We start from the raw sequence: 19,827 nt of genomic DNA on the forward strand, positions 1-19,827 counted from the left end.
AGACGAACCTTATGCTTACCAGATATTTTCTGCCCATCGCGTTGGCCGCCGGGACGTTGATGCTGGCCGGCGCCGGCGCGCAGGCCATGCCGATGGCCAAGCCGAGCGCCGCGCCGCTGCCGGTCGAGAGTGTCGGCTGGCGCTGCGGTCCCGGCTGGCACGTGAACCGCTGGGGCAGATGCGTGCCGAACGGTCGCCGGTTCATCCGGCCCGGGCGCCATTGGCATCCCGGCTTCTGGTATCACCACCGCTGGCACCCTGGACATTGGAGCTGGTGATCGCTTTCTGGGGATGACCGCCCGCGCTGGAACGGCGCGGGCGTTTTTTGTTGAGTTTCACGCACAACGGTTCATTTCGTTGAGCTTCGCGGAAATGTTCGTGATTGGCCGAAGCTTCTCAGCTTCGTCATCCACGGGCGGAGCGGGAGCGAAGCGGACGCGGAGACCCGAGGATCCATTCCGTGACTCTAGCCGAGGGATGCAGCGGAGCAGAATTCTGCACTGCGGCGACGTCTCAACGTCACGGAATGGATTCTAGGGTCTGCGCGCGTCGCTTCGCTCCTTGCTCCGCCCTAGAATGACGAATGACAGCAGACGCCGCACCTTGTTACCGATGAACAAAGTCAGGGCTCACCCAACCAAATCCCGCATCGGCTTCACCGCTCCCGACTCCGGAAACACCTTGTCGCCGAGCACCGCGGCCGAGAGCCCGAACTGGTCGGCAAGCAGGCCCTTCAGCACCGCGCGCACATCGCTGGTCGGCGCTAGGTCGCGGCTTTCGTAAAGCTGAGCCGGCTTCAGGCCGGGCCAGTCGGCGATGACGCGGCCGCCCTTGATCGCGCCGCCGGCAAGCAGCATCACCGTGCCGGTGCCGTGATCGGTGCCGACGGTGCCGTTGATACGGGCGGTGCGGCCGAATTCGGTGATGGCGACGATAGCGGTATCTTTCCAGCGCTCGCCGAGCCCCTTCTCGAATTCCTCGAAGGCGCCGTCGAGGCCGCCGAGCAGATTGGCGAGCCGTCCCGTGGCGCCGCCTTCGTTGACATGCGTGTCCCAGCCGTCGAAGGCCAGTGCTGAGATGCGCGGCCCGTCGTCCGCCGCCATCAGCTTTGCCGCGCCTTGCGCCGACTGACGCATGCCGGCGGCATTGTCGAGGCCGCCTCTCGGCTTCATCGTCTTGCTATCGAGCTCGTCGCTCATCGCCATCCGGTCGGCGTCGAGGCCTTTCTGCAGCGCCGCGGCCAGCGCTGGGTCGCGATGGTTGTAGAGGTCGAGCACGCGCTCGGCCAGCGCGTCGCCCGGCGTCGGCAGCACCTGCGGCGCCCAGCCGAGCACGGGTGCCGCACCGCGGATCACCAGCGGCGTCGACGGCCCGACCGCGAGCCCGCCGAGCTTTGCCACTCTTTCGCCTGCCGGCAGGCTGCCAAGCGCCCGGTTGAGCCAGCCTGTGGTTGCGTTGCCGGGGCCGGGCAGGCCGCTCTCCAGCACGTCCTGGCCGTCGAAATGCGAGCGGTCGCGATAGCCGGTTGCGGCCGCATGCACGACCGCCGCCTGGCCTGCCTTGAACAGCCGCGCGAACACCGGCATCGCCGGATTGAGCGCGAAGAAGGAGTCGAGCGGCAGCGCCGGGTTCGGGCCTGAAAGCGAAAGCGCGATGTCGCCATGCAGCCCGGCATAGCCGGGATCGCCGACCGGTCCGACGGTCGACAGCCCGTCCAGCGCGCCGCGCAGCACGATGACGATCAGGCGCGGATCGCGATTGTCGGCCGCGCGGGCAAAGCGTGGCAGATACGCCCAGGCAAACAGCACCCCGCCGGTCATCAGCACGGCGCGGCGGGATGGGTTCGGCGTTTCACAAAGAAGGCTCATGGCTGCATCTCCGTTCTCTTTGTTGGCGTCGGAATCATCTTCGTTGGAATTCCGGGGCCATCAAAAGCAGCGCCAGGCCCTGCTGTTTGGATTCGGCGCGCGCGATCGCTTCGCGTGTCTCGGCCGAGGCGGAGGCGCCGACCAGTGCATCGAGCAGTTGGTCGGGATTGCCGATGTCATCCGCCTGCTTCGCGGCCTGCCAGGCGATGTCGAGACGGGTCTTCAGGCCTTCGGCCGAGGACCAGTTGTCGCTCCCGTCCGGAAATCCGTTCGGCCCGGGCGGCTGCCAAAGCGGCTCGCCCAATGCCCTTAGCCAGCGAAGCGTTCGTTGCGGCTCGTTGCCGGCCGAACCGACCGGTCGGCGGAGCGCGACGACATAGTCGAAGGGCGAACGCAGCTTGGTGAGCGGCATCGACCAGGCTTCCGGCAGATCGATCAGGGCAAGCGCCATCGCGCGCAGGTCGCCATCCGTCCTGGTGAAGACCTCGGCGAGGCGGTCGACCGCCGCTGGGGGCGGATCGTCGGCGATGAAATGGCGGGCGAGCTTGGTGGCGATGTGCTGTGCGGTCGCCGGGTGGCGCGCAATGTCGTTGAGCGCCGCCTCCGCCTGGCCCATGCCGCCGGCAGGATAGGTCGTTCCGAGCAGTGTCGCCTTGCCCGGCTGATGGGCATTGGCGTTGAAGACGAAGCTGCCCGGCTCGCCGAGCCGCCCTTTCCGTCCCGCCATCGTCCAGCCGGTAAGCATGCCGGCAAAGCTGGTGACGTCGGCTTGGGCATAGCCGCTGCCGACACCCAGCGTGTGAAGCTCCAGGATCTCGCGGGCAAGGTTTTCGTTGAGGCCGCGGCCGCGTCTTTTGCCGGCGCGGGAATCGGGGCCGATCGACTGCCGGTTGTCGAGAAAAAACAGCATCGCCGGATGATGCTCGACCGCCAGCAGCATGTCGGCGAAGCGGCCGAGCACGAAAGGTCGGATCGCCTCGCGTTCGAAGGCGCCGGCGCTGGCCCGCACGATCTGGGCCTTGGCGACCGAGACGCAGAAATGGTTCGACCAGAAGCCGACCAGCCGCTCGACAAAGCCGGGATCGGCGTTGAGCGCCTTGTCGAAACGGGCCTGGGCTTCATCCCTATAGATATCGGCCTCGATCGGCGGCACGGCCGGCTTGGCTTTTGCGTCAGTTGAGCTATCCGCGGTGTCTGCGGCGGGCTGCATGGCGGACGCCGCCTCCCGCGCTGCCTTGCGTTCCGCGGCGGCGGCCATGCTGGCCTGAATCGCGGCAGTGCTGTCCAACAACCCGGCATTCTTTGAATCGCCGGCCGAGACAAGCGCGATATCCTGCTGCTCGAGCTCCGCCTTGAGATAGCCGCGGGCGTCGGCCGCGATCTTGACGAGGTGGTCACCGCGCCTCGCGCCGTGCCCGAAACGGTTGAGCGCGATCAGGGCCGGATCGATCTGAGCGGCATCTGAAACGGATTGAGCCAATGCAGCCTCCGTCGCGGGCCGACGCCGGTCGCGTCGGCCGCATGTCCTAATGGTCGAAAGGCCTCACGATGCCGGCCTCGGCATCATGAGGCTGGCCAGCGGCTTACCACCGGCGCCAGTGGTGCCAGCGGTGGTACGGATGCCAGGCCGGGCCGATATAGACCCTCGGTCCGCCCCAATAGTAATAGCCCGGATAGACCGCGCGGCGGTTGGGAACGCAGCGCCCCCAGCGGTTGGGGTGCCAGCCGGGACCGCAGCCCCAGGCCACATGCTTGACAAGCGCCTGTGCCGCGACCGGCGCGATCGGCATTGCCGAGGCAGCGCTTGCCGCGACTGCCCCGCCGACGGCGAAGGCGGCCGCGAGCGAATATTTCGTCAGACCGTTCATGGGATACTCCCGAAGTTTATCGACGTTGAAGAGAGCCCGTCCGCATTCGCGTGGCAGGCCTGTCCCTCTTTCCCTTGAACGGAGGTTGCCGGCGGTTTCCGTCGCTTGTCAGGGCGTATTTTTTGCGGACGGCGGCCGCTGCCTGCCGACATGGCGCAGCAAGGCGTCGGCCAGCAGCTTACGGTCTTCCGGCGAGCTCGACGCCGCGAATTCGACGATGCGCTGCTCGAGCCGCATGCGGATCGTGGCGTCGGCATTGCGCGCCCGCTCCAGGGCGGCGGCCAGAGCGTTGGCGTCGAGCGTCGGCTGCTGCAAAAGGTTGGCCGCGTCGCGCCGTGCCTGCTGCCCGTCGAGGATGACCGCGCGGGATTCGCGACGAACCTCGCGCAGAGCCTGGCGAAATGCCTTGCGGTCGTTGGCGGGAAGCTGCCCGCCTGCCGATTCCAGCGAATAACCCACGCCGGAACGGCCGATAAGCCAGCCCGCGCCGCCTGCCACGGCGCCGATCAGAAAGACGTTCAGCACCAGCGATGCCACGAAAAGACGGGTGTTCATAGGTCCTCCGTGTCGGCATCGGGACCGGCATCGCCGAACGACGTTGCGTTGGCATCCATCGCATAATGGTCGGACGGCACGTCTGGCGTGACGACGGTGACCAGCGCCAGCCCGGCGACGGCGCCGGCGAGGCCGACACCGGCGAGCCCGAAGCCCAGCCACCAGAACCGGCGATGCCGTCCCTGCCTGACCTGCGTCATGGCACGTGCGACGATCTCGCCATGCAGCACCCGGCTTGGGGCTTCGATGTGATGACGGTCGAGGACGGTGTCGAGCCTGGCGGCGCGCTGCAGGATGGCGCGGCCCTCTTCGCTGTTGGCAAACAGCGTGGCGGCAGCCTGCTCGGCCTGCGGCCAACGATGCAGCGCGCTGCCATAGGCATCCGCCAGCACGGCGAAGCGCCGGGCATCCATCCGCCCGCCGGCGGTCTTTCTTTCCTCAGCCATCTCGTTCCCCCTTCCACTCTTTCGGCATCGCCCCCCACGCTGCGTCCCGCGGAATCGGCAAGTCCTTCCCTGTCTCAGTCATTGCCATCGTCCCCGACGAGCATGGCCTGCAGCGTGCGACGACCCCGCGCGAGCAGGCTTTCCAGCGCATCGACGCTGACCTGCATGGCACCTGCGGCCTCGATATTGGACATCTCCTGATAATAGACGAGCACGATCGCCTCGCGCTGGCGCGGCGCGATGCGCAGCAAGGCCTGCTGGACGCGCCGGCCTTCGTCTCCGGCAAGGGCGTCGGGAAGCGGTGCCTCATCGGCCACCTCCGGCAGTTCGTCCGTCGTCCATTCGCGGCGCCGCCGTAGGCGGTCGTAGCAGAGGTTGAGCGCCACCCGGTGGATCCAGGTGTCGAAACGCGCGCGTCCCTGGCGCCAGCCGGAGGCATGGCGCCAGATGCGCACGAAGGTCTCCTGGGCGACGTCCTCGGCCTCGGCTGCGTCGCCCAGCATCCGCGTGGCGAGCGAGAGCACGCGCGGCAGCTTGCGCGCCACCATCGCCTGCACGGCGGCTTGGTCGCCGGCACCGATCCGCCGTACCAGTTCCTCGTCCGGATCGGCGCCCATCAGCCTGGGCGCTCCCAATGATCATCGTGCTGCATAACCTCTCGGTCATTGCTCCTGATTGGGAGCGGTTTTGTGGCCCGGCCTTTCGTCGGCGCCGAGCATGCCGTCGCCGTTCTTGTCGAGCCTGGCGAAGCGCTTGGCGAGGAAGGCATCGAGCTCCGACTTGTCGACGGACCCGTCCTTGTTGGCATCCATCCGCGCGAAGGCTTTGGCCGGGTCGCCCTTGGCCTTGCGCTGGGTTTGGAATGCCGTCCATTCGGCGAGGCTGACCTTGCCGTCGCCGTCCGTGTCGGCGGCCATGAAGGCCTTCTCCCGGCGCGCTTCGAACTTTTCCAGCGTAACGCCGGGCTTGGCGGTGGCGGTAGCGGTCGTGCTTGGCGCCGGTTGGGCCGGTGCGGTGGCAGGGGCCGGTGCGGTGGCAGGGGTCGGCGTCGTTGTCTGGGCGGCCGCGGCGGCGGCCTGCAGGCCAAGGGCAACGACCAGGGTAGTACGGCGGATCATGCTCTCATCTCCGGTTGGGCATGGCCATTGCCGACCACGCTTCAGCCGTTAAACGCGGTGACGGGAAAAATCCGTCGGTCGTTTTCTGACGAGAGAATAAGAACAAGGGGTCCGGCAAAAGCCGGGCCGGAGCCGACCCGAACGAGGGTGAGCGAAACTATTTCCGTTCTTCGACCACCACCAGCTGGTCCGGCTTGAAGCCGGCATGCTGCGGGGTCCAGACGTCGCCCTCGCGGTTGAACCAGTGGCACAGATAGGTGCCGGAAGCCGCGCCGTCGCTGATGGTCATTTCGGGGCCTCCGGATTTCAGCCTGACGACGTCTCCGGTCTTGAAACTATTGGGCATTTCGACCTCCCATGCTGAGGCCATGAGTTTTCCACCAAACCTGAGTCGCGACAATGGTCGATGTGCTTCGACCGTTTGGTGCAGTAAACCGGGAGTTGAAGAAACTGGTGCCGCTTGCGTGAGGAGAACACGCGACCCATCATTACGAATTAGCGGGCGACTGGATTGCCTCCTGCCGCTTGCAGTCCGGAGAACGAACCCGCTGCGGGATGGGCGCGCAAGGAGAGGACATCTTTGCAGCCGCGACGATCACTCCGGCACGCCGGCGATGCCCAGCGCCTCGACGTAACGCTCGGCGAACGCCTTGTCCAGCCATGGGTTGATCTGTCTTTGCAGGGTGAGCGTGTAGGTCGGGAACGCCTCCATCAGCCGCCGCGCCGCCGCCTGCGCCTCGTCCAGCCGGTTGAGTTTGACCAGCGCCATGATCACCACCCGGTGCGAAGAGCCGTAGTTCGGCATCTCGTTCAGCGCGCGTTCTCCCCATGCCAGCGCTTCCTCGTAGCGCTCGAGCATCAGGTAGCTCATCCCGATGCCGGAGAGCGCGATGCCTTTCTCGGGGTCGACCGGGCTCAGCCGCATTGCCCTGTGGAAATGCTCAATCGCCACGAGCGGGCGGCTGGCATGCGCGTTCACCCAGCCGCAGCCCGTATGGCCCTGCGCCGAATTGGGGTTGAGCAGCAGGGACCGTTCGATCGTGCCCAGCGCCATCTCGTAGTCCTTCGCGCTGTAGGCGATCACCTGCGCGGCGAAGCGTAGGCTCGTGGGGTCGTCGCGCGCTTCCGCCAGGACCTCGCGCGCCATGCGCGCGGCGACCCTGGTATCGTCGGGCTCGTGCCAGCACTGGCTCACGGACAGGCTGCGGATATAGGCGCCGAGTCCCTTCGCCAAGCTGAACGCAGGGTCGATGCTGAGCGCCTCGTTGGTGAGCCGGCGCACGTCGGTAAAGCCTTCGCGCGTCATGCTGTAGAAGCGCGGCAGCGCGCGAAGGTAGAGGTCGTAGGCGCTGATGTAGTCGGTCGGCTTCATGCGCGCCTGCTTGATCTCCTCCAGCCGGATGCTCGGCTCGACAGCGCCGACGACGCTCTCGGTCACCTTGTCCTGCAGGTCGAAGATGTCGCTTACGTCGCCCTCGAAGCGGCCAGTCCAGACATGGTGTCCGCTGATCGCGTCCACTAACTGCCCACTGATGCGCACCCGCGATCCTGCTCTGCGGATGCTGCCTTCGAGCACGTAGCGGACGCCCAGCTCGCGCCCGACCTGGCGCAGGTCCACCGCCCGGCCCTTGTAGGTGAAGGACGAGTTGCGGGCGATCACGAAGAAGGAGTTCACCCGGCTCAATCCCGTGATGATGTCCTCCACCAGCCCGTCGGCGAAGTATTCCTGGTCGGGGTCGCCGCTCATGTTGGTGAAAGGCAGAACCGCGATCGAGGGTTTCTCGGGCAGGGGAGGCGGCGCAGCCACCGAGGCGTCGGGCTCGACGCGGTAGGCGCGCACAGGCCGCTCGATGTTCTTGAGGCGCAGGTTGCCGAGCGGCGTGAAGCCGCAGTCGAGCTTGCCCTGCAGGTGGTCGTAGGCGGTGCCCGAGACGACCACGGTGCCGGGATCGGCGATGCTTTCGAGGCGGGCGGCGATGTTGACCCCGTCGCCGTAGAGGTCGCCGTCCTCCTCGCAGACGACGTCGCCGAGATTGACGCCGATGCGCAAGCGTATCCGCTCTTCCTCTGGCGTCTCCGCCTCGTGTTCTGCCAGGGCCTGCTGGATCGCAATCCCCGAGGTCACCGCGTTGACGACGCTCGCGAACTCGCAGAGCATGCCGTCGCCGGTGAGCTTGACGATCCGCCCCTGGTTCTCGGAGACCAGCGGTTCGAGGAGGTCCTTGCGGTAGGTCTTCAGCCGCTCGAGCGTGCCGCGCTCGTCGCGCTCCGTCAGGCGCGAATAGCCGACCACGTCGCAAGCCAGGATCGCTGCGAGATGGCGCTGCGTGGTCATTGCACCGCTCAGCCAAGCGCCTGCGCGCGGGCCGCCCCGCGTCCATGTCCTGCCAGCTTCCATACGCCCCACCTGCATGGTATCCATCTATCCCAGTCTCCGCTCGTCGCTGGAACGGAGAACGCAGCTTGACCTTGCCTTCACGAAATTTCGCTATCCCGCTTGCGAGGCGTGGAGCGTTCCAGTGGCGCGCTAACAGCCAGCCGACGACACGCCCACGCAGCCTCTGGGGACGCCGACACGCCACTTCCAGAAGGCCGGGGATATTCCCTGTCCTGTGTAACCGGTTGACGTCACCGTGGCGGTGTTTTTGTTTCGGACATCACACCAGATGTTGGTGCTTGGTCTACATCCATGTCACGCCTGCATGGCGCGCCGTTCGATACCGATCGCAACGATTGGCCGCGCCTTTTGTTTAGGACGCGCCTAGAACGCAACCATGAAGATGACAGCGACTTACGATTCGGCGGCGAGCACCCTCACGCTCGTCAAAGCAATGGCGAGCAACATTCCCCATCGCCGATCTGCCGAAGTGGCTGAATTTCTACCGCCAACCCGCCAACAAATGCCGGCGGGGTTCAGCGACTTCAAGCGATTAAATCAAAAGCGGTAGTTCAGGCTCAGAGAAACCGTATGGGTGCTGGGCTTCACGAATGTCGGGCCGACGTCTTGTTCTCCCTCGAAGTTGTGATCCGAGAAATGCGCGTATGCGTAATCCGCGCCGACGATCCACTTATCACTGAGCGCGTAATCGGCGCCGACGCCGATCGTCCAGCCGGTATAAGTCCGGTCAAACTTGGCATCTCCAAAACCGAGAACGCTGTATCCGGTATCGTGTAGGTGCAGGAAGGCCACGCCGCCCTTAACATAGGGGAGGAAATTGCCCATCGCATATCCAGCCTTCGCAACGATGTCGCCTTGCCAATCGGCAGCGGTCTCGAACGTTTCAGTGTCGATCGTCGGCACCGTCTTCTTGTTGAACACCGCGACCAGCCGGGCTTCCGCTCCGAGCACGAAATTGTTGTCGAACTGGTACTGATAGCCCACTTGGCCGCCAATCGAAGCCGACGTGCTATCGCCATCATATCCGGGGGGATCATAATTGGGGATCGTCACATCGCCCTTGAGAAAATTGACGCCGGCCACAGCGCCGATATAGGCGCCTGTCCAATTGTAGGACGTGGGCTCCACTGACAATGCATCCGCAGCAAAGGCTGACGAACAAAGCCCAAATAGAATTGCCGATGTGAGTAGAACCTTCCTCATAACTCGCCTATCGCTCCCGCTCCGCCATTGCATCTAAGGGTTGATAGCATGGCTTTCAGGGGTTGCGCTGTAACACAGCGGCAACAGTGGCGGTGGAGGAAGCGTGGCGAGAGATTGCCTTCCGACGCGGTGAGCAAGGCAGCGTGGTGCTGGCTATCCTGCTCACCGTCCGCGGTAGGTAGTTTCTGTGCGGTTTCTGCACAAAACCGTCGAGCGGATCGGCTCAGTCATTGAATTTTTGGTGCCGCTTGCGTGACTCGAACACGCGACCCCATCATTACGAATGATGTGCTCTACCAACTGAGCTAAAGCGGCCCGGGAAGCAGCTCAGCTTCCAAGATGCGCCGGTTGATAGACTCAACCGTCAGCTAATTCAAGATGGGTGGCTCCGAAATCCTGCGCCCATACGCGGCAATTCCGGTCGGCTGCCGCCGCGCGACAGCCTCCCGCGTCCGCCGCGGCGGCTCGCCGGCTCGCTGGCGGCCGCAATCCGGTCCGCCGGAGCCGATCCGGTGACGGTGACAAAAAATGTTGATTCTTCAACAAAAAACGCCGAAATGGGCTTTGGATGCGTCGGCAAGTCAGCCGCTCGCCCGTTGATTGATTGGTCGCCTGCGGCTAACGATCGATGAACTGTGAGCGAACGCGCAGAGGGAGCTCGCTTGGACGCCATCGAGAAAGCGATCCGCAATGCCTTCGAGAAAGGCAATGCCGAGGACCGGGCGTTTCGCGAGAAGGTCTATCGCTCGGCCTTTGCCGCGCTGGATCGCGTGCTGCAGGCCAATCCGAATGTGACGGTGGAGGCCGCCATCAACCGCCGCAAGGCGGTGCAGGCCAAAATCGCCGAGATCGAATCCGAATTCCTGCCGGCCGTCCAGGCAATCCCGGACGTCATGCTCCCGTCCGAGAGTAGTGCGCCCGCTGGCGATGCCGCGCCGGCGCCGTCGGTGGACACGCCGGCCCGGTCTCCGGCGCCGTCAGTGGACGCGCCGCGGCAGGCGCCGAACCAGGCGTGGTCGTCGCCGTCGATCACCGTCGATGGTCCGGTGCAGCCCGACGACTCGGACGCGCCGCGCTCCCGCGTGCTGCCCCGCGTGCCCGACATCATGCCGGACGAGGCGCTTCCCGATGCGCCCACCCTCGACGATTCTCCTGGATCCTCCGTCGGCAACGGCGCCGAAGTGGCGCCGGACCGCGATGAACGGCGGATCAGGGGCCGGCGCCTGCCGCTGACGGCGATCTTCGTCGTCGCGACGCTTGTCGCCGCCGCCGGTATCGGTCTCTATTTCGCGAAGCAGACCGGCGTCTTCAAGACGGCGGCTGAGCTCAACACCGGTCCGCCGGAAGCGCCGCCGACGCTGGAAGGGGAGGATTCCTCGCAGTCCGCCGACGCCGGCTCGCCGGAAAAGCCGGGCGAGGCGGATCAGTCGAAGAACTGGATCAACGTCTTCCTGCCCAGCGATCCGACCCATGTCAGCACGCCGTCCGACGCCAGCGCCGACGTGATGAAGGACGACACCGGCCAGTTCCTGCGCATCCGTTCCGGCGCGTCCGGCTCGGCGATCGCCTTCGACGTCGGGCAGGGCGTCTTGGAAAAGCTCGCCGGCAAGCATGCCATGTTCGACATCATCGCCCGCTCGGAGGAGGGTAAGGAGACGCAGATCTCGGTCGACTGCAATTTCGGCGAGTTCGGCGATTGCGGCCGCAAGCGCTACGCCGTCGGCCACGAGCGCAACGAATATCTGTTCGACGTGCAGTTTCCGGACAAGCATCCGGGCGCCGCCGGCACCATCGCCGTCAATTCCGACTTCGACAAGCAGGGCAAGTCCGTCGACATCTACGAGATCCGCGTCTCGATCGCGGAGTGACCTTGCGTTATTGACACGCTATCCAACATAGACGCTGCACCCCACCCGCGCCTGCGGCGCTACCTCCCCATCGAGGGGAGGTAGAGCGTAGCGCCAACCCCTACCTCCCCTCGATGGGGAGGTCGGCGCGAAGCGCCCGGTGGGGTGAAGCGCCGACGTCGGATTTCCTAGCTGTCGAGCAGCGCCTGCAGCGTCTCGATGCGGTCGGCCTCGGCTGCCGGCTTATCCCAGCGCAGCCGGGAAATGCGGGGAAAGCGCATGGCGACGCCCGATTTGTGGCGCGTCGAGCGGTTGAGGCCTTCGAACGCCACTTCCAGCACCAAGCCGTTCTGGCGGTCGGCACGCACCGAACGCACCGGCCCGAAACGTTCGATCGTGTTGTCGCGGACATATTTGTCGATCTGCCGCAGCTCCTCGTCGGTGAAGCCGAAATAGGCCTTGCCGACCGGCACCAGCTCTTCCGATCCTTCCGGGCCCGCCCAGACGCCGAAAGTGTAATCGGAATAAAAGCTGGAGCGCTTGCCGTGGCCGCGCTGCGCATACATCAGCACCGCGTCCACCGTGTGCGGATCGCGCTTCCACTTGAACCAGGGACCTTTCGGCCGGCCGGCGAGATAGGGCGAATCCCAGCGCTTCAGCATCACCCCTTCGATGATCGGGTGCGGCGGCGCCTGGCGCAGCCGTTCGAGCGTTTCCCAATCCGCAAATGCGACCAGCGGCGACAGGTCGAAGCGGCTGGGGTCGAGGGTGCCGACGAAGGTTTCGAGCCGTGTCCGGCGCTCGGCGAAGGGCAGGCCGCGCAAATCCTCGCCGTTGATCTGCAGCGCGTCGTAGCAGCGCATGAAGGCCGGGTATTGCTGCTGGATTTTTGGCGACACGCTCTTGCGGTTCAGCCGCTGCTGCAGGTCGGAAAAGGTTCCGGTCGCCTCGCGCGGGTCGCCGACCAAGAGCTCGCCGTCGAGCGCAGCCTCGAAATCCATGGCCGCGGCAAGGTCCGGGAAGGCGCCCGCCACATCGTCGCCGGTGCGCGAATAGAGCCGGCGGATGCCGCCTTCGCAGACCGCTTGCACACGGATGCCGTCCCATTTCCATTCCGCCGCATAGTCGCGCGGATCGAGCTTTTCGAGATCGCCGTCATCGACGGCGTTGGAAAGCATCACCGGCCGGAACAACGCGAGCGCCGCGCTCCTCGGCTTTTCCGCCCGGCCTTCCAGCCAGGCGAACAGCTCGGTGTAGGGCGGCGTCAACCCATGCCAGAGCTCCTCGATCTCGACGACGTCGACTTGGCCGAGATCGGCCAGCGCCTGCTTGGCGAGCCGCGCCGAAACGCCGATGCGCAGGCCGCCGGTGACCAGCTTGATGATGGCGAAGCGGGCCGAGATGCTTGCGCTGTCGAGCAGCCGCGCCAGCACCTGCGGCCCGTCGGAGCGGCTCGCCGCCTGCAGTTTGCCGACCACCTCGGCCAGCGTCGGCGCATGGTCCGGGATGTGGCCGGCGGGCTGCGGCCAGACCAGCGACACCGTCTCGGCGAGGTCGCCGACATAGTCGTAGGAATAGCCGAACAGCACCGGGTCCATGCGCTCGACCACCAGCGCGCGCAGCATCGCCGGCTTCACCGCCGCGATCGAGAGATCGCCGGTGATCGCCGCCAAAGCCAGGCCGCGGTCCGGGTCCTCGACGCTGCGGAAATAGTCGGTAAGCAGCGTCAGCTTGCCATTGCGCGACGGCGTCAGCACCAGCCGGTCGAGGAGCTCGGCGAAGCGGTTCATGGCGCTGTGCACCACGCCAATAGCGAAAGCTGGCGCGCGGCACCCCCCTCTGGCCTGCCGGCCATCTCCCCCTCAAGGGGGGAGATCAGATGTCGCGCCGGCCTTCGCCAATCTCCGGCGTTGCGAGTGATGCGACGGCGCCGAAGCTGCCAATCTCCCCCCTTGAGGGGGAGATGTCCGGCAGGACAGAGGGGGGTGCGAAGGATCACTACGCCGGCGATTAGCGGATCAAGAAACGCCATCAATCGCCCTCGTCCTCGTACCCCACCAGATGCAGCGGCCTCGCCGCGATGCCCTCCAGCTCGCACCAGCGCACCAGCGCCTCCTCGCGGCCATGCGTCACCCAGATTTCCTCCGCGCCTGTTTCCTTGATCGTGGCGATGAGCTCGTCCCAGTCGCCATGGTCGGAAATGATCAGCGGCAGCTCGACGCCGCCCTGCTTGGCGCGCTGGCGGATGCGCATCCAGCCCGAGGCGAAGCACGAGATCGGGTCTGGGAAGCGCCGCGCCCAGCGGTCGGCGAAGGCAGCCGGCGGGCCGACGACGATGGCCCCGGTGAAATCGGCCTTGCCGCCGCTCTCGACCGTCGCCGGCTCCAGCCTGCCGAGATCGATGCCCTGGCTTTGGTAATACTCGCTGAGCTTGGCCAACGCGCCGTGGATGTAGATCGGTCGGTCGTAGCCGGCGTCGCGCAACAGGTGCATGACACGCTGCGCCTTGCCGAGCGCATAGGCGCCGATCAGATGCGAACGCTCGGGAAACTGCGCCGCCGATTTGAGCACGCGCGCGATCTCCTCGTGATCCGGCGGATGCCGGAACACCGGCAGGCCGAAGGTCGCCTCGGTGATGAAGACATCGCACCGGACCGGCTCGAAGGGCCGGCATGTGGCGTCCTTCTGCCGTTTGTAGTCGCCTGAGGCGACGATGCGCATGCCTTGGTGCTCGACGGCGATCTGCGCCGAACCAAGCACATGGCCGGCCGGATGGAAAGTGACGGAGACGCCGTTGATATCAGTCGTCTCGCCGAGGTTCGCGGCCTGCGTCGTCCCGGCAAAGTCCTCGCCGTAGCGCAATCCCATGATGTCGAGCGTCTCTTGAGTGGCGAGCACCGAACGGTGGCCGGAGCGGGCATGGTCGGAATGGCCGTGCGTGATCAGCGCGCGGCCTACCGGCCGCACCGGGTCGATGAAGAAATCGCCTGGCGGGCAGTAGAGCCCTTCCGGCCGTGGCTTGAGCAGGTCGCTGGCGCGCATGCCTTGAAGATAATGGCTAAATTCTGCGCGAGAAGCCCGTTGCAAGAGACTGCTGACTCGTCATACACGCTGCCGCGCAGGAAGAGCGGCGGGCCGAAGCTGCCAAATCTCCCCCCTTGCGGGGGAGATGGCCGGCAGGCCAGAGGGGTGCTGTCCCGCCGACCTTGTATTAATCCTCCGCTCGCGAAAAAGCCCGAATCGCGTGGCGAGGTTTGCGCGGGGCGGATACCGCACGGAGGGATACCATGCGCTGGACCATGGTTGTGTTGGCATCTTGCCTAGTGACGGCCGGCTGCGTCGGCGGCTCGTCGATGGCCGAACGCCAGGACGAGAATATCCAGTCCTCGCTGCAATATGACGATGTGCCTTGCGACCAATTGTTGGCGCAGCGCAATCAGGTGGCGCAGCAAAACAATCTGCCGATCACCGCCAAGCCGACTTTCTCCAATCCGGCGATGGGCTTCGGCCCGTTCACGCCGGACATGCGCTCCAAGGCGCAGCGCGACAGCGACAAGGCGAGCGGCGAGATCGACGCCATGAGCCGCTCGATCGAGCGCCGCGACTGCGGCAAGCCGAAGAAGAAGGACAAGTTCGCGCTGCCTGGCTCGAAGCCGTCTTCGCCGGCTCAGTAGCCCGCTTCGCGGTCGACCAGGTTTTCGAGCTTTTCGCCGCGCTCGAACGCGTCCATCTGCCGGAGCATGATCGGGACCAGATGTGTCGGGTCCGAGGTCGCCGCCGCATGCGGCGTCACGAACACTTTCGGATGGCTCCACAGCGGGCTCGTCTTCGGCAGCGGCTCGACCTCGAACACGTCGAGGCTCGCTTCCTTCAGCGTGCCGTCGGTGAGCGCACGCAGGATATCGGCATCCTTCTGCAGCCGCCCGCGCCCGGCATTGATCAGCACCGCGCCGCCGAGGCCGTTGCGCCTGCGCAATTCTTTCAGCACGCCGTAGTTGATGATGCCTTGCGTGTTGGGGGTGAGCGGCAGCAGCACCACCAGGATGTCGGTGGCGTTGAGGAAAGGGATCAGCCCCGCCTCGCCGGAATAGGTCGAAACGCCCTTCATCGGCCGCTCGCTGCGCGACCAGCCATTGACCGCGAAGCCGAGCGAGAGCAGCACCGATGCCGCGGCGCGCCCGAGATTGCCGAGGCCCATGATGCCGACGGAGATGTCTTCCGCCGGGCGCTGCGGCAGTTCGCGCCAGATCTTCTTCTGCTGCTGCGCGCGGTAGAGCATGCTCTGGCGATGGTGGTCGAGCACCCGCCAGACGACATATTCGGTCATGTGTTGGGTGAGGTTGTCGGCGACGACCCTGACGATCGGCACGTCGGGCAGGCCGGGATCGGCGAAGATATGGTCGACGCCGGCGCCGATCGAGAAGATGGCGCGCAAATTGGGCAGCCTCGACAAGAGATTGGGCTTCTGCTTCCAAACCACCGCATAGGCAATCGACGGATCGGTGGGGCCATCCGGCTCCAGCACCACTTCGCGCTCGGCCGCGAGCAGTTCGCGCCAATGCTGCGGATGAAAGCCGGTGAGGGCAAGCAGGATTTTGCCTTTTTCCATTCGCGGATTTTTCGTCCCTGTTATGTCGGTCCAGCCGGGGGTTACTCGCTGACTACGCCGGTCGGCGCCGTTTCGATCCGGAACGCGGCCGAGATCAGCGCCCGGGTATAGTCGGTTTGCGGACTGCCGAAAATCTGTTCGGACGGTCCGGCTTCGACGATCTGGCCATTGCGCATGACGATCACGTCGTTGGCAAGGGCGCGGATGACCTTCAGGTCATGGCTGATGAAGAGATAGGCGAGGTTGTGCTTGGCCTGCAGGTTGCGCAAAAGGTCGACCACCTGCGCCTGCACGCTCATGTCGAGCGCTGACGTCGGCTCGTCGAGCATGACGAAGCGCGGGTTGAGCACCATGGCGCGCGCGATGGCGACGCGCTGGCGCTGGCCGCCTGAGAATTCGTGCGGATAGCGGTGGCGCGTTTCGGGATCGAGACCGACCTCCTTCAGCACTTCGACGACCTTGTCGTCGCGCTCGTCGGGCGAGAGCTTCGGCTCGTGGATCTTCAGCCCCTCCTCGATGATCTCAGCCACCGACATGCGCGGGCTCAAGGACCCGAACGGGTCCTGGAAGACGATCTGCAACTCGCGTCTCAGCGGCCGCATGGCGCTGAAGGAGAGCTGGTTGATGTCGCGCCCGTTGAAATTGATGGTGCCGTTCGAGGAGATCATTCTGGCCAGCGCGAGACCGAGCGTCGTCTTGCCGGAACCGGATTCGCCGACGACGCCGAGCGTCTGGCCGGCCCGCACGGTGACGTCGATGCCGTCCACCGCTTTCACATTATCCACCGTGCGGCGGAAAAAACCGCGCTTGATCGGGAACCAGACCTTGATCTCCTTGCCGGTCATCACCGCATTGGCCGCGGCATTCGCCGCCGGCGGCTTGCCCTTCGGCTCGGCGGCCAAGAGGTGTTTTGTGTAGGCATGCTGTGGGTTGGCGAAAATCTCCCTGGTCGGCCCGGTCTCGACGATTCTGCCCTTGGTCATGACACAGACGCGGTCGGCGATCTTCCTCACGATGCCGAGGTCGTGGGTGATGAAGAGCATCGACATGCCCTTGCGGCTTTTCAGGCCCGCGAGCAGCTCGAGGATCTGCGCCTGCACGGTGACGTCCAGCGCCGTCGTCGGCTCGTCGGCGATCAACAGTTCCGGCTCGTTGGCCAAGGCCATAGCGATCATGACACGCTGGCGCTGGCCGCCGGAGAGCTGGTGCGGATAGGCATCGAGCCGCTTTTGCGGATCGCGGATGCCGACCTCGGTGAGCAGCTCCAGGGTGCGCGCGCGGGCCTGACGGTCGCCCAGTCCCTGATGCAGCTTCAACACCTCGACGATCTGCTGCTCGATCGTGTGCAGCGGGTTGAGCGAGGTCATCGGCTCCTGGAAGATCATGGTGATCTTGTTGCCGCGCACGCCGCGCAAGGTCTTTTCGTTGGCGCCGAGCAGATCGGCGCCGTGGAAGAGGATCTTGCCCGAAGGATGGCTGGCCGCGGGGTAGGGCAGAAGCTTCAGCACCGACAGCGCCGAGACCGATTTGCCGGATCCGGATTCGCCGACCAGCGCCACGGTCTCGCCCTTGGCGATGTCGAAGGAGATGTGGTCGACGGCTACGGACTGTGTGCCGCCTTGCGCGAAGGCGACGCTCAGATCGCGGACGGAAAGCAGGGGCTCGCTCATTTGAACGTCTTGCGCGGATCGAAGGCGTCGCGCGTCGCCTCGCCGATGAAGACCAGCAGCGACAGCATCAGCGAAATCACGATGAAGCCGGAGATGCCGAGCCAGGGCGCGTTGAGATTGCGTTGCGCCTGCTTCAGCAGCTCGCCGAGCGAGGCGGAACCGGGCGGCAGGCCGAAGCCGAGATAGTCGAGCGAGGTCAGCGTCGAGATCGAGCCTGAGAGCAGGAAGGGCAGGAAGGTCAGCGTCGCCACCATGGCGTTGGGCAGAAGGTGGCGGAACATGATGGTGAGGTTGGGCACGCCAAGCGCCCGCGCCGCGTTGACATATTCGAAGTTGCGCGCGCGCAGGAACTCGGCCCTCACCACGCCGACCAGCGCCACCCAGGAGAACAACAGCATCAGGCCGAGCAGGATGAAGAAACCGGGCGGCAGGATCGCGGAGACGATGAGCAGCAGGTAGAGCACCGGGATCGCCGACCAGATCTCGATGAAGCGCTGGAACAGAAGGTCTGTCCAGCCGCCGAAATAACCCTGCACCGCGCCCGCCGCGACGCCGATCAGCGAGGAGCCGAGCGTCAGGACCAGCCCGAACAGCACCGAGATGCGGAAGCCGTACAACACGCGCGCCAGCACGTCGCGCGCCTGGTCGTCGGTGCCCAGCCAGTTCCAGTTGCCGACGACGCAGTTCTCATCGGCCTCTCCCTTTGGGTATTGGCTGCAACGCTTGTTCTTGTCGTAGAGCCAGGAGGGTTTGGCGGGCGCCGCCTCCGGAATGGCGTTGTTGACGGTCTGATACGAGTAGCGCACCGCCGGCCAGACCATCCAGCCGTTCGAATTGATCTCGTCCTGGATGACCGGATCGCGATAGTCGGTGACGGCATAGAAGCCGCCGAACTTCTCTTCCGGATAGGCGACCAGCACCGGAAACAGGATCTCGCCCCTGTAGGAAACGATGATCGGCTTGTCGTTGGCGATCAGCTCCGAAAACAGCGACAGCACGAAGAGGAGAAGGAAGATCCACAGCGACCAGTAGCCGCGCCGGTTGGCCTTGAAGTTCTGCAGCCGCCGCTGGTTGAGCGGCGAGAGCCGGGGCCGGGCGGCGCGGGCCGGCTTGGTTTCGGCCGAAGCTGCCGTCATCAGACGTCTCTCCGCTCGAAATCGATGCGCGGATCGACCCAGGTGTAGATCAGGTCCGACAAGAGGCCGACGAACAGGCCGAGCAGCGAGAAGATGTAGAGATTGGCGAACACCACCGGATAGTCGCGGTCGATCACCGACTTGAAGCCGAGCAGGCCGAGGCCGTCGAGCGAGAAGATGTTTTCGATCAGCAGCGAGCCGGTGAAGAAGGCCGAGATGAAGGCGCCCGGAAAGCCGGCGATGACGATCAGCATGGCGTTGCGGAAGACATGGCCGTAGAGCACCTTGCGCTCCGACAGGCCCTTGGCCCGCGCCGTCACCACATACTGCTTGCGGATCTCTTCGAGGAAGGAGTTCTTGGTCAACAGCGTCGTCGTGGCGAAGGCCGACAACACAAGTGCGGTCAGCGGCAGCGTCATGTGCCAGAAATAGTCGATGATCTTGTCCGGCCAGGACAACTGGTCCCAATTGTCGGAAACGATGCCGCGTAGCGGGAACCAGTCCCAGAACGAGCCGCCGGCGAACAGCACCATCAAAAGGATGCCGAACAGGAAGCCGGGGATGGCGTAGCCGACGATGACGACGCCGCTGGTCCAGACGTCGAAGGTCGAGCCGTCCTGCACCGCTTTACGGATTCCGAGAGGGATCGAGATCAGGTAGGACAGAAGCGTGATCCACAGCCCGATCGAGATCGACACCGGCATCTTTTCCAGGATCAGGTCGAGCACCGAGATGTCGCGGAAATAGCTGTCGCCGAAATCGAAGCGGGCGTAGTTCCACAGCATCATGCCGAAGCGCTCGAGCGGCGGCTTGTCGAAGCCGAACTGCTTTTCGAGCTTCTTGATGAATTCGGGGTCAAGCCCCTGCGCGCCGCGATATTTCGAGCTGACGCCGCCCGCGACATCGAGATTGGTGGCGCCGGCATCGCCACCGCCACCGCCGCCGAGGCGATCGGTGCCGCCCTGATTGGTGAGCCGGGCGATAACCTGCTCGACCGGACCGCCGGGAGCGAACTGGATGACGGCGAAGGATATCGCCATGATGCCGAACAGCGTCGGGATCATCAGAAGGATGCGGCGCAGGATATAAGCGCCCATCAGGCTACCGGC

At 65.2% G+C, this 19,827-nt stretch carries 20 protein-coding genes and 1 tRNA gene; 4 read left to right on the forward strand and 17 right to left on the reverse strand.

The genetic code is table 11. From position 1 onward, the window contains the following. Positions 1-11 precede the first annotated feature (11 nt). Positions 12-278, forward strand: coding sequence for a GCG_CRPN prefix-to-repeats domain-containing protein (locus RFM40_RS14820; RefSeq protein ID WP_320277732.1), 267 nt, complete (start codon positions 12-14; stop codon positions 276-278). A 351-nt stretch (positions 279-629) separates the two neighbouring features. On the opposite strand, the gene RFM40_RS14825 is transcribed toward RFM40_RS14820, so the two are convergent. The 9 genes from RFM40_RS14825 to RFM40_RS14865 form a co-directional block, all read right to left on the reverse strand. Next, entirely contained in the window at positions 630-1,868 is a 1,239-nt protein-coding gene (locus RFM40_RS14825; RefSeq protein ID WP_320277733.1) for a DUF1501 domain-containing protein, read from the reverse strand. A gap of 34 nt (positions 1,869-1,902) precedes the next feature. Further along, positions 1,903-3,348: a DUF1800 domain-containing protein gene (locus RFM40_RS14830; RefSeq protein ID WP_320277734.1), complete on the reverse strand. Its 1,446-nt coding sequence runs from the start codon at positions 3,346-3,348 to the stop codon at positions 1,903-1,905. A 103-nt stretch (positions 3,349-3,451) separates the two neighbouring features. Beyond that, positions 3,452-3,736 carry a GCG_CRPN prefix-to-repeats domain-containing protein gene (locus RFM40_RS14835; RefSeq protein ID WP_320277735.1) on the reverse strand — a complete coding sequence of 95 codons (285 nt, stop codon included), beginning with the start codon at positions 3,734-3,736 and terminating at the stop codon, positions 3,452-3,454. A gap of 108 nt (positions 3,737-3,844) precedes the next feature. Continuing rightward, on the reverse strand, positions 3,845-4,291 hold the full coding sequence (locus tag RFM40_RS14840) for a periplasmic heavy metal sensor (protein ID WP_320277736.1): 447 nt from the start codon (positions 4,289-4,291) through the stop codon (positions 3,845-3,847). Continuing rightward, positions 4,288-4,737 (reverse strand): hypothetical protein, encoded by a 450-nt coding sequence (locus RFM40_RS14845; RefSeq protein WP_320277737.1) that lies wholly within the window; start codon positions 4,735-4,737, stop codon positions 4,288-4,290. The genes RFM40_RS14840 and RFM40_RS14845 overlap by 4 nt, the downstream gene beginning before the upstream one ends. A gap of 74 nt (positions 4,738-4,811) precedes the next feature. After that, a complete protein-coding gene (locus tag RFM40_RS14850; protein ID WP_320277738.1) occupies positions 4,812-5,354 on the reverse strand; it encodes an RNA polymerase sigma factor in 543 nt (180 codons plus the stop codon). A gap of 45 nt (positions 5,355-5,399) precedes the next feature. Next, on the reverse strand, positions 5,400-5,855 hold the full coding sequence (locus RFM40_RS14855; RefSeq protein ID WP_320277739.1) for an EF-hand domain-containing protein: 456 nt from the start codon (positions 5,853-5,855) through the stop codon (positions 5,400-5,402). A 157-nt stretch (positions 5,856-6,012) separates the two neighbouring features. After that, positions 6,013-6,201: a YodC family protein gene (locus RFM40_RS14860; protein WP_126096380.1), complete on the reverse strand. Its 189-nt coding sequence runs from the start codon at positions 6,199-6,201 to the stop codon at positions 6,013-6,015. Between the two features lie 249 nt (positions 6,202-6,450). Then, positions 6,451-8,190 (reverse strand): adenylate/guanylate cyclase domain-containing protein, encoded by a 1,740-nt coding sequence (locus tag RFM40_RS14865; protein ID WP_320227429.1) that lies wholly within the window; start codon positions 8,188-8,190, stop codon positions 6,451-6,453. A gap of 439 nt (positions 8,191-8,629) precedes the next feature. Here RFM40_RS14865 and RFM40_RS14870 point away from each other — a divergent pair, with 439 nt between their 5' ends. Continuing rightward, positions 8,630-8,803, forward strand: a complete 174-nt coding sequence (locus RFM40_RS14870) for a hypothetical protein (protein ID WP_320277740.1) — start codon at positions 8,630-8,632, stop codon at positions 8,801-8,803. Here RFM40_RS14870 and RFM40_RS14875 read toward each other — a convergent pair. Together RFM40_RS14875 and RFM40_RS14880 are read right to left on the reverse strand one after the other, a co-directional pair. Beyond that, the gene (locus RFM40_RS14875) at positions 8,791-9,456 is read right to left on the reverse strand and encodes an outer membrane protein (RefSeq protein ID WP_320277741.1); all 666 of its coding nucleotides are present in this window, start codon (positions 9,454-9,456) and stop codon (positions 8,791-8,793) included. The genes RFM40_RS14870 and RFM40_RS14875 overlap by 13 nt on opposite strands. A 239-nt stretch (positions 9,457-9,695) precedes the next feature. Next, positions 9,696-9,771, reverse strand: a tRNA-Thr gene (locus RFM40_RS14880). A 347-nt stretch (positions 9,772-10,118) separates the two neighbouring features. On the opposite strand from RFM40_RS14880, the gene RFM40_RS14885 reads away from it, so the two are divergent. Beyond that, positions 10,119-11,324 carry a hypothetical protein gene (locus RFM40_RS14885; RefSeq protein ID WP_320277742.1) on the forward strand — a complete coding sequence of 402 codons (1,206 nt, stop codon included), beginning with the start codon at positions 10,119-10,121 and terminating at the stop codon, positions 11,322-11,324. A gap of 167 nt (positions 11,325-11,491) precedes the next feature. Here the strand turns inward: RFM40_RS14885 and RFM40_RS14890 are convergent, their stop codons facing one another. Together RFM40_RS14890 and RFM40_RS14895 are read right to left on the reverse strand one after the other, a co-directional pair. After that, the gene (locus tag RFM40_RS14890) at positions 11,492-13,093 is read right to left on the reverse strand and encodes a cisplatin damage response ATP-dependent DNA ligase (protein WP_320277743.1); all 1,602 of its coding nucleotides are present in this window, start codon (positions 13,091-13,093) and stop codon (positions 11,492-11,494) included. A 241-nt stretch (positions 13,094-13,334) separates the two neighbouring features. Further along, complete coding sequence (locus RFM40_RS14895; RefSeq protein WP_320271561.1) at positions 13,335-14,345, reverse strand: ligase-associated DNA damage response exonuclease; 1,011 nt, start codon at positions 14,343-14,345, stop codon at positions 13,335-13,337. Between the two features lie 245 nt (positions 14,346-14,590). Here RFM40_RS14895 and RFM40_RS14900 point away from each other — a divergent pair, with 245 nt between their 5' ends. Then, positions 14,591-14,977 carry a hypothetical protein gene (locus RFM40_RS14900; protein ID WP_320277744.1) on the forward strand — a complete coding sequence of 129 codons (387 nt, stop codon included), beginning with the start codon at positions 14,591-14,593 and terminating at the stop codon, positions 14,975-14,977. Here RFM40_RS14900 and RFM40_RS14905 read toward each other — a convergent pair. Genes RFM40_RS14905 through RFM40_RS14920 form a run of 4 tightly spaced genes read right to left on the reverse strand, consistent with a single transcriptional unit; the run spans position 14,971 to position 19,815 of the window. Next, the gene (locus tag RFM40_RS14905) at positions 14,971-15,912 is read right to left on the reverse strand and encodes a 2-hydroxyacid dehydrogenase (protein ID WP_320277745.1); all 942 of its coding nucleotides are present in this window, start codon (positions 15,910-15,912) and stop codon (positions 14,971-14,973) included. The genes RFM40_RS14900 and RFM40_RS14905 overlap by 7 nt on opposite strands. 41 nt (positions 15,913-15,953) lie before the next feature. Further along, on the reverse strand, positions 15,954-17,582 hold the full coding sequence (locus tag RFM40_RS14910; protein WP_320277746.1) for an ABC transporter ATP-binding protein: 1,629 nt from the start codon (positions 17,580-17,582) through the stop codon (positions 15,954-15,956). After that, positions 17,579-18,718 carry an ABC transporter permease gene (locus RFM40_RS14915; RefSeq protein WP_320227421.1) on the reverse strand — a complete coding sequence of 380 codons (1,140 nt, stop codon included), beginning with the start codon at positions 18,716-18,718 and terminating at the stop codon, positions 17,579-17,581. The genes RFM40_RS14910 and RFM40_RS14915 overlap by 4 nt, the downstream gene beginning before the upstream one ends. Continuing rightward, entirely contained in the window at positions 18,718-19,815 is a 1,098-nt protein-coding gene (locus RFM40_RS14920; protein WP_320277747.1) for a microcin C ABC transporter permease YejB, read from the reverse strand. The genes RFM40_RS14915 and RFM40_RS14920 overlap by 1 nt, the downstream gene beginning before the upstream one ends. Positions 19,816-19,827 lie beyond the last annotated feature (12 nt).

Origin of the sequence: Mesorhizobium captivum (genome assembly GCF_033977165.1) — a bacterium.
In the GTDB taxonomy this organism is placed as follows: Bacteria; Pseudomonadota; Alphaproteobacteria; order Rhizobiales; family Rhizobiaceae; genus Mesorhizobium; species Mesorhizobium captivum.

Coding starts and splice junctions, on each gene's coding strand:
- RFM40_RS14825 (WP_320277733.1), bottom strand. CDS start 1,868: ATGAGCCTTCTTTGTGAAACGCCGAACCCATCCCGCCGCGCCGTGCTG.
- RFM40_RS14890 (WP_320277743.1), bottom strand. CDS start 13,093: ATGAACCGCTTCGCCGAGCTCCTCGACCGGCTGGTGCTGACGCCGTCG.
- RFM40_RS14865 (WP_320227429.1), bottom strand. CDS start 8,190: ATGACCACGCAGCGCCATCTCGCAGCGATCCTGGCTTGCGACGTGGTC.
- RFM40_RS14835 (WP_320277735.1), bottom strand. CDS start 3,736: ATGAACGGTCTGACGAAATATTCGCTCGCGGCCGCCTTCGCCGTCGGC.
- RFM40_RS14820 (WP_320277732.1), top strand. CDS start 12: ATGCTTACCAGATATTTTCTGCCCATCGCGTTGGCCGCCGGGACGTTG.
- RFM40_RS14915 (WP_320227421.1), bottom strand. CDS start 18,718: ATGACGGCAGCTTCGGCCGAAACCAAGCCGGCCCGCGCCGCCCGGCCC.
- RFM40_RS14905 (WP_320277745.1), bottom strand. CDS start 15,912: ATGGAAAAAGGCAAAATCCTGCTTGCCCTCACCGGCTTTCATCCGCAG.
- RFM40_RS14845 (WP_320277737.1), bottom strand. CDS start 4,737: ATGGCTGAGGAAAGAAAGACCGCCGGCGGGCGGATGGATGCCCGGCGC.
- RFM40_RS14910 (WP_320277746.1), bottom strand. CDS start 17,582: ATGAGCGAGCCCCTGCTTTCCGTCCGCGATCTGAGCGTCGCCTTCGCG.
- RFM40_RS14840 (WP_320277736.1), bottom strand. CDS start 4,291: ATGAACACCCGTCTTTTCGTGGCATCGCTGGTGCTGAACGTCTTTCTG.
- RFM40_RS14860 (WP_126096380.1), bottom strand. CDS start 6,201: ATGCCCAATAGTTTCAAGACCGGAGACGTCGTCAGGCTGAAATCCGGA.
- RFM40_RS14920 (WP_320277747.1), bottom strand. CDS start 19,815: ATGGGCGCTTATATCCTGCGCCGCATCCTTCTGATGATCCCGACGCTG.
- RFM40_RS14850 (WP_320277738.1), bottom strand. CDS start 5,354: ATGGGCGCCGATCCGGACGAGGAACTGGTACGGCGGATCGGTGCCGGC.
- RFM40_RS14870 (WP_320277740.1), top strand. CDS start 8,630: ATGAAGATGACAGCGACTTACGATTCGGCGGCGAGCACCCTCACGCTC.
- RFM40_RS14900 (WP_320277744.1), top strand. CDS start 14,591: ATGCGCTGGACCATGGTTGTGTTGGCATCTTGCCTAGTGACGGCCGGC.
- RFM40_RS14895 (WP_320271561.1), bottom strand. CDS start 14,345: ATGCGCGCCAGCGACCTGCTCAAGCCACGGCCGGAAGGGCTCTACTGC.
- RFM40_RS14875 (WP_320277741.1), bottom strand. CDS start 9,456: ATGAGGAAGGTTCTACTCACATCGGCAATTCTATTTGGGCTTTGTTCG.
- RFM40_RS14855 (WP_320277739.1), bottom strand. CDS start 5,855: ATGATCCGCCGTACTACCCTGGTCGTTGCCCTTGGCCTGCAGGCCGCC.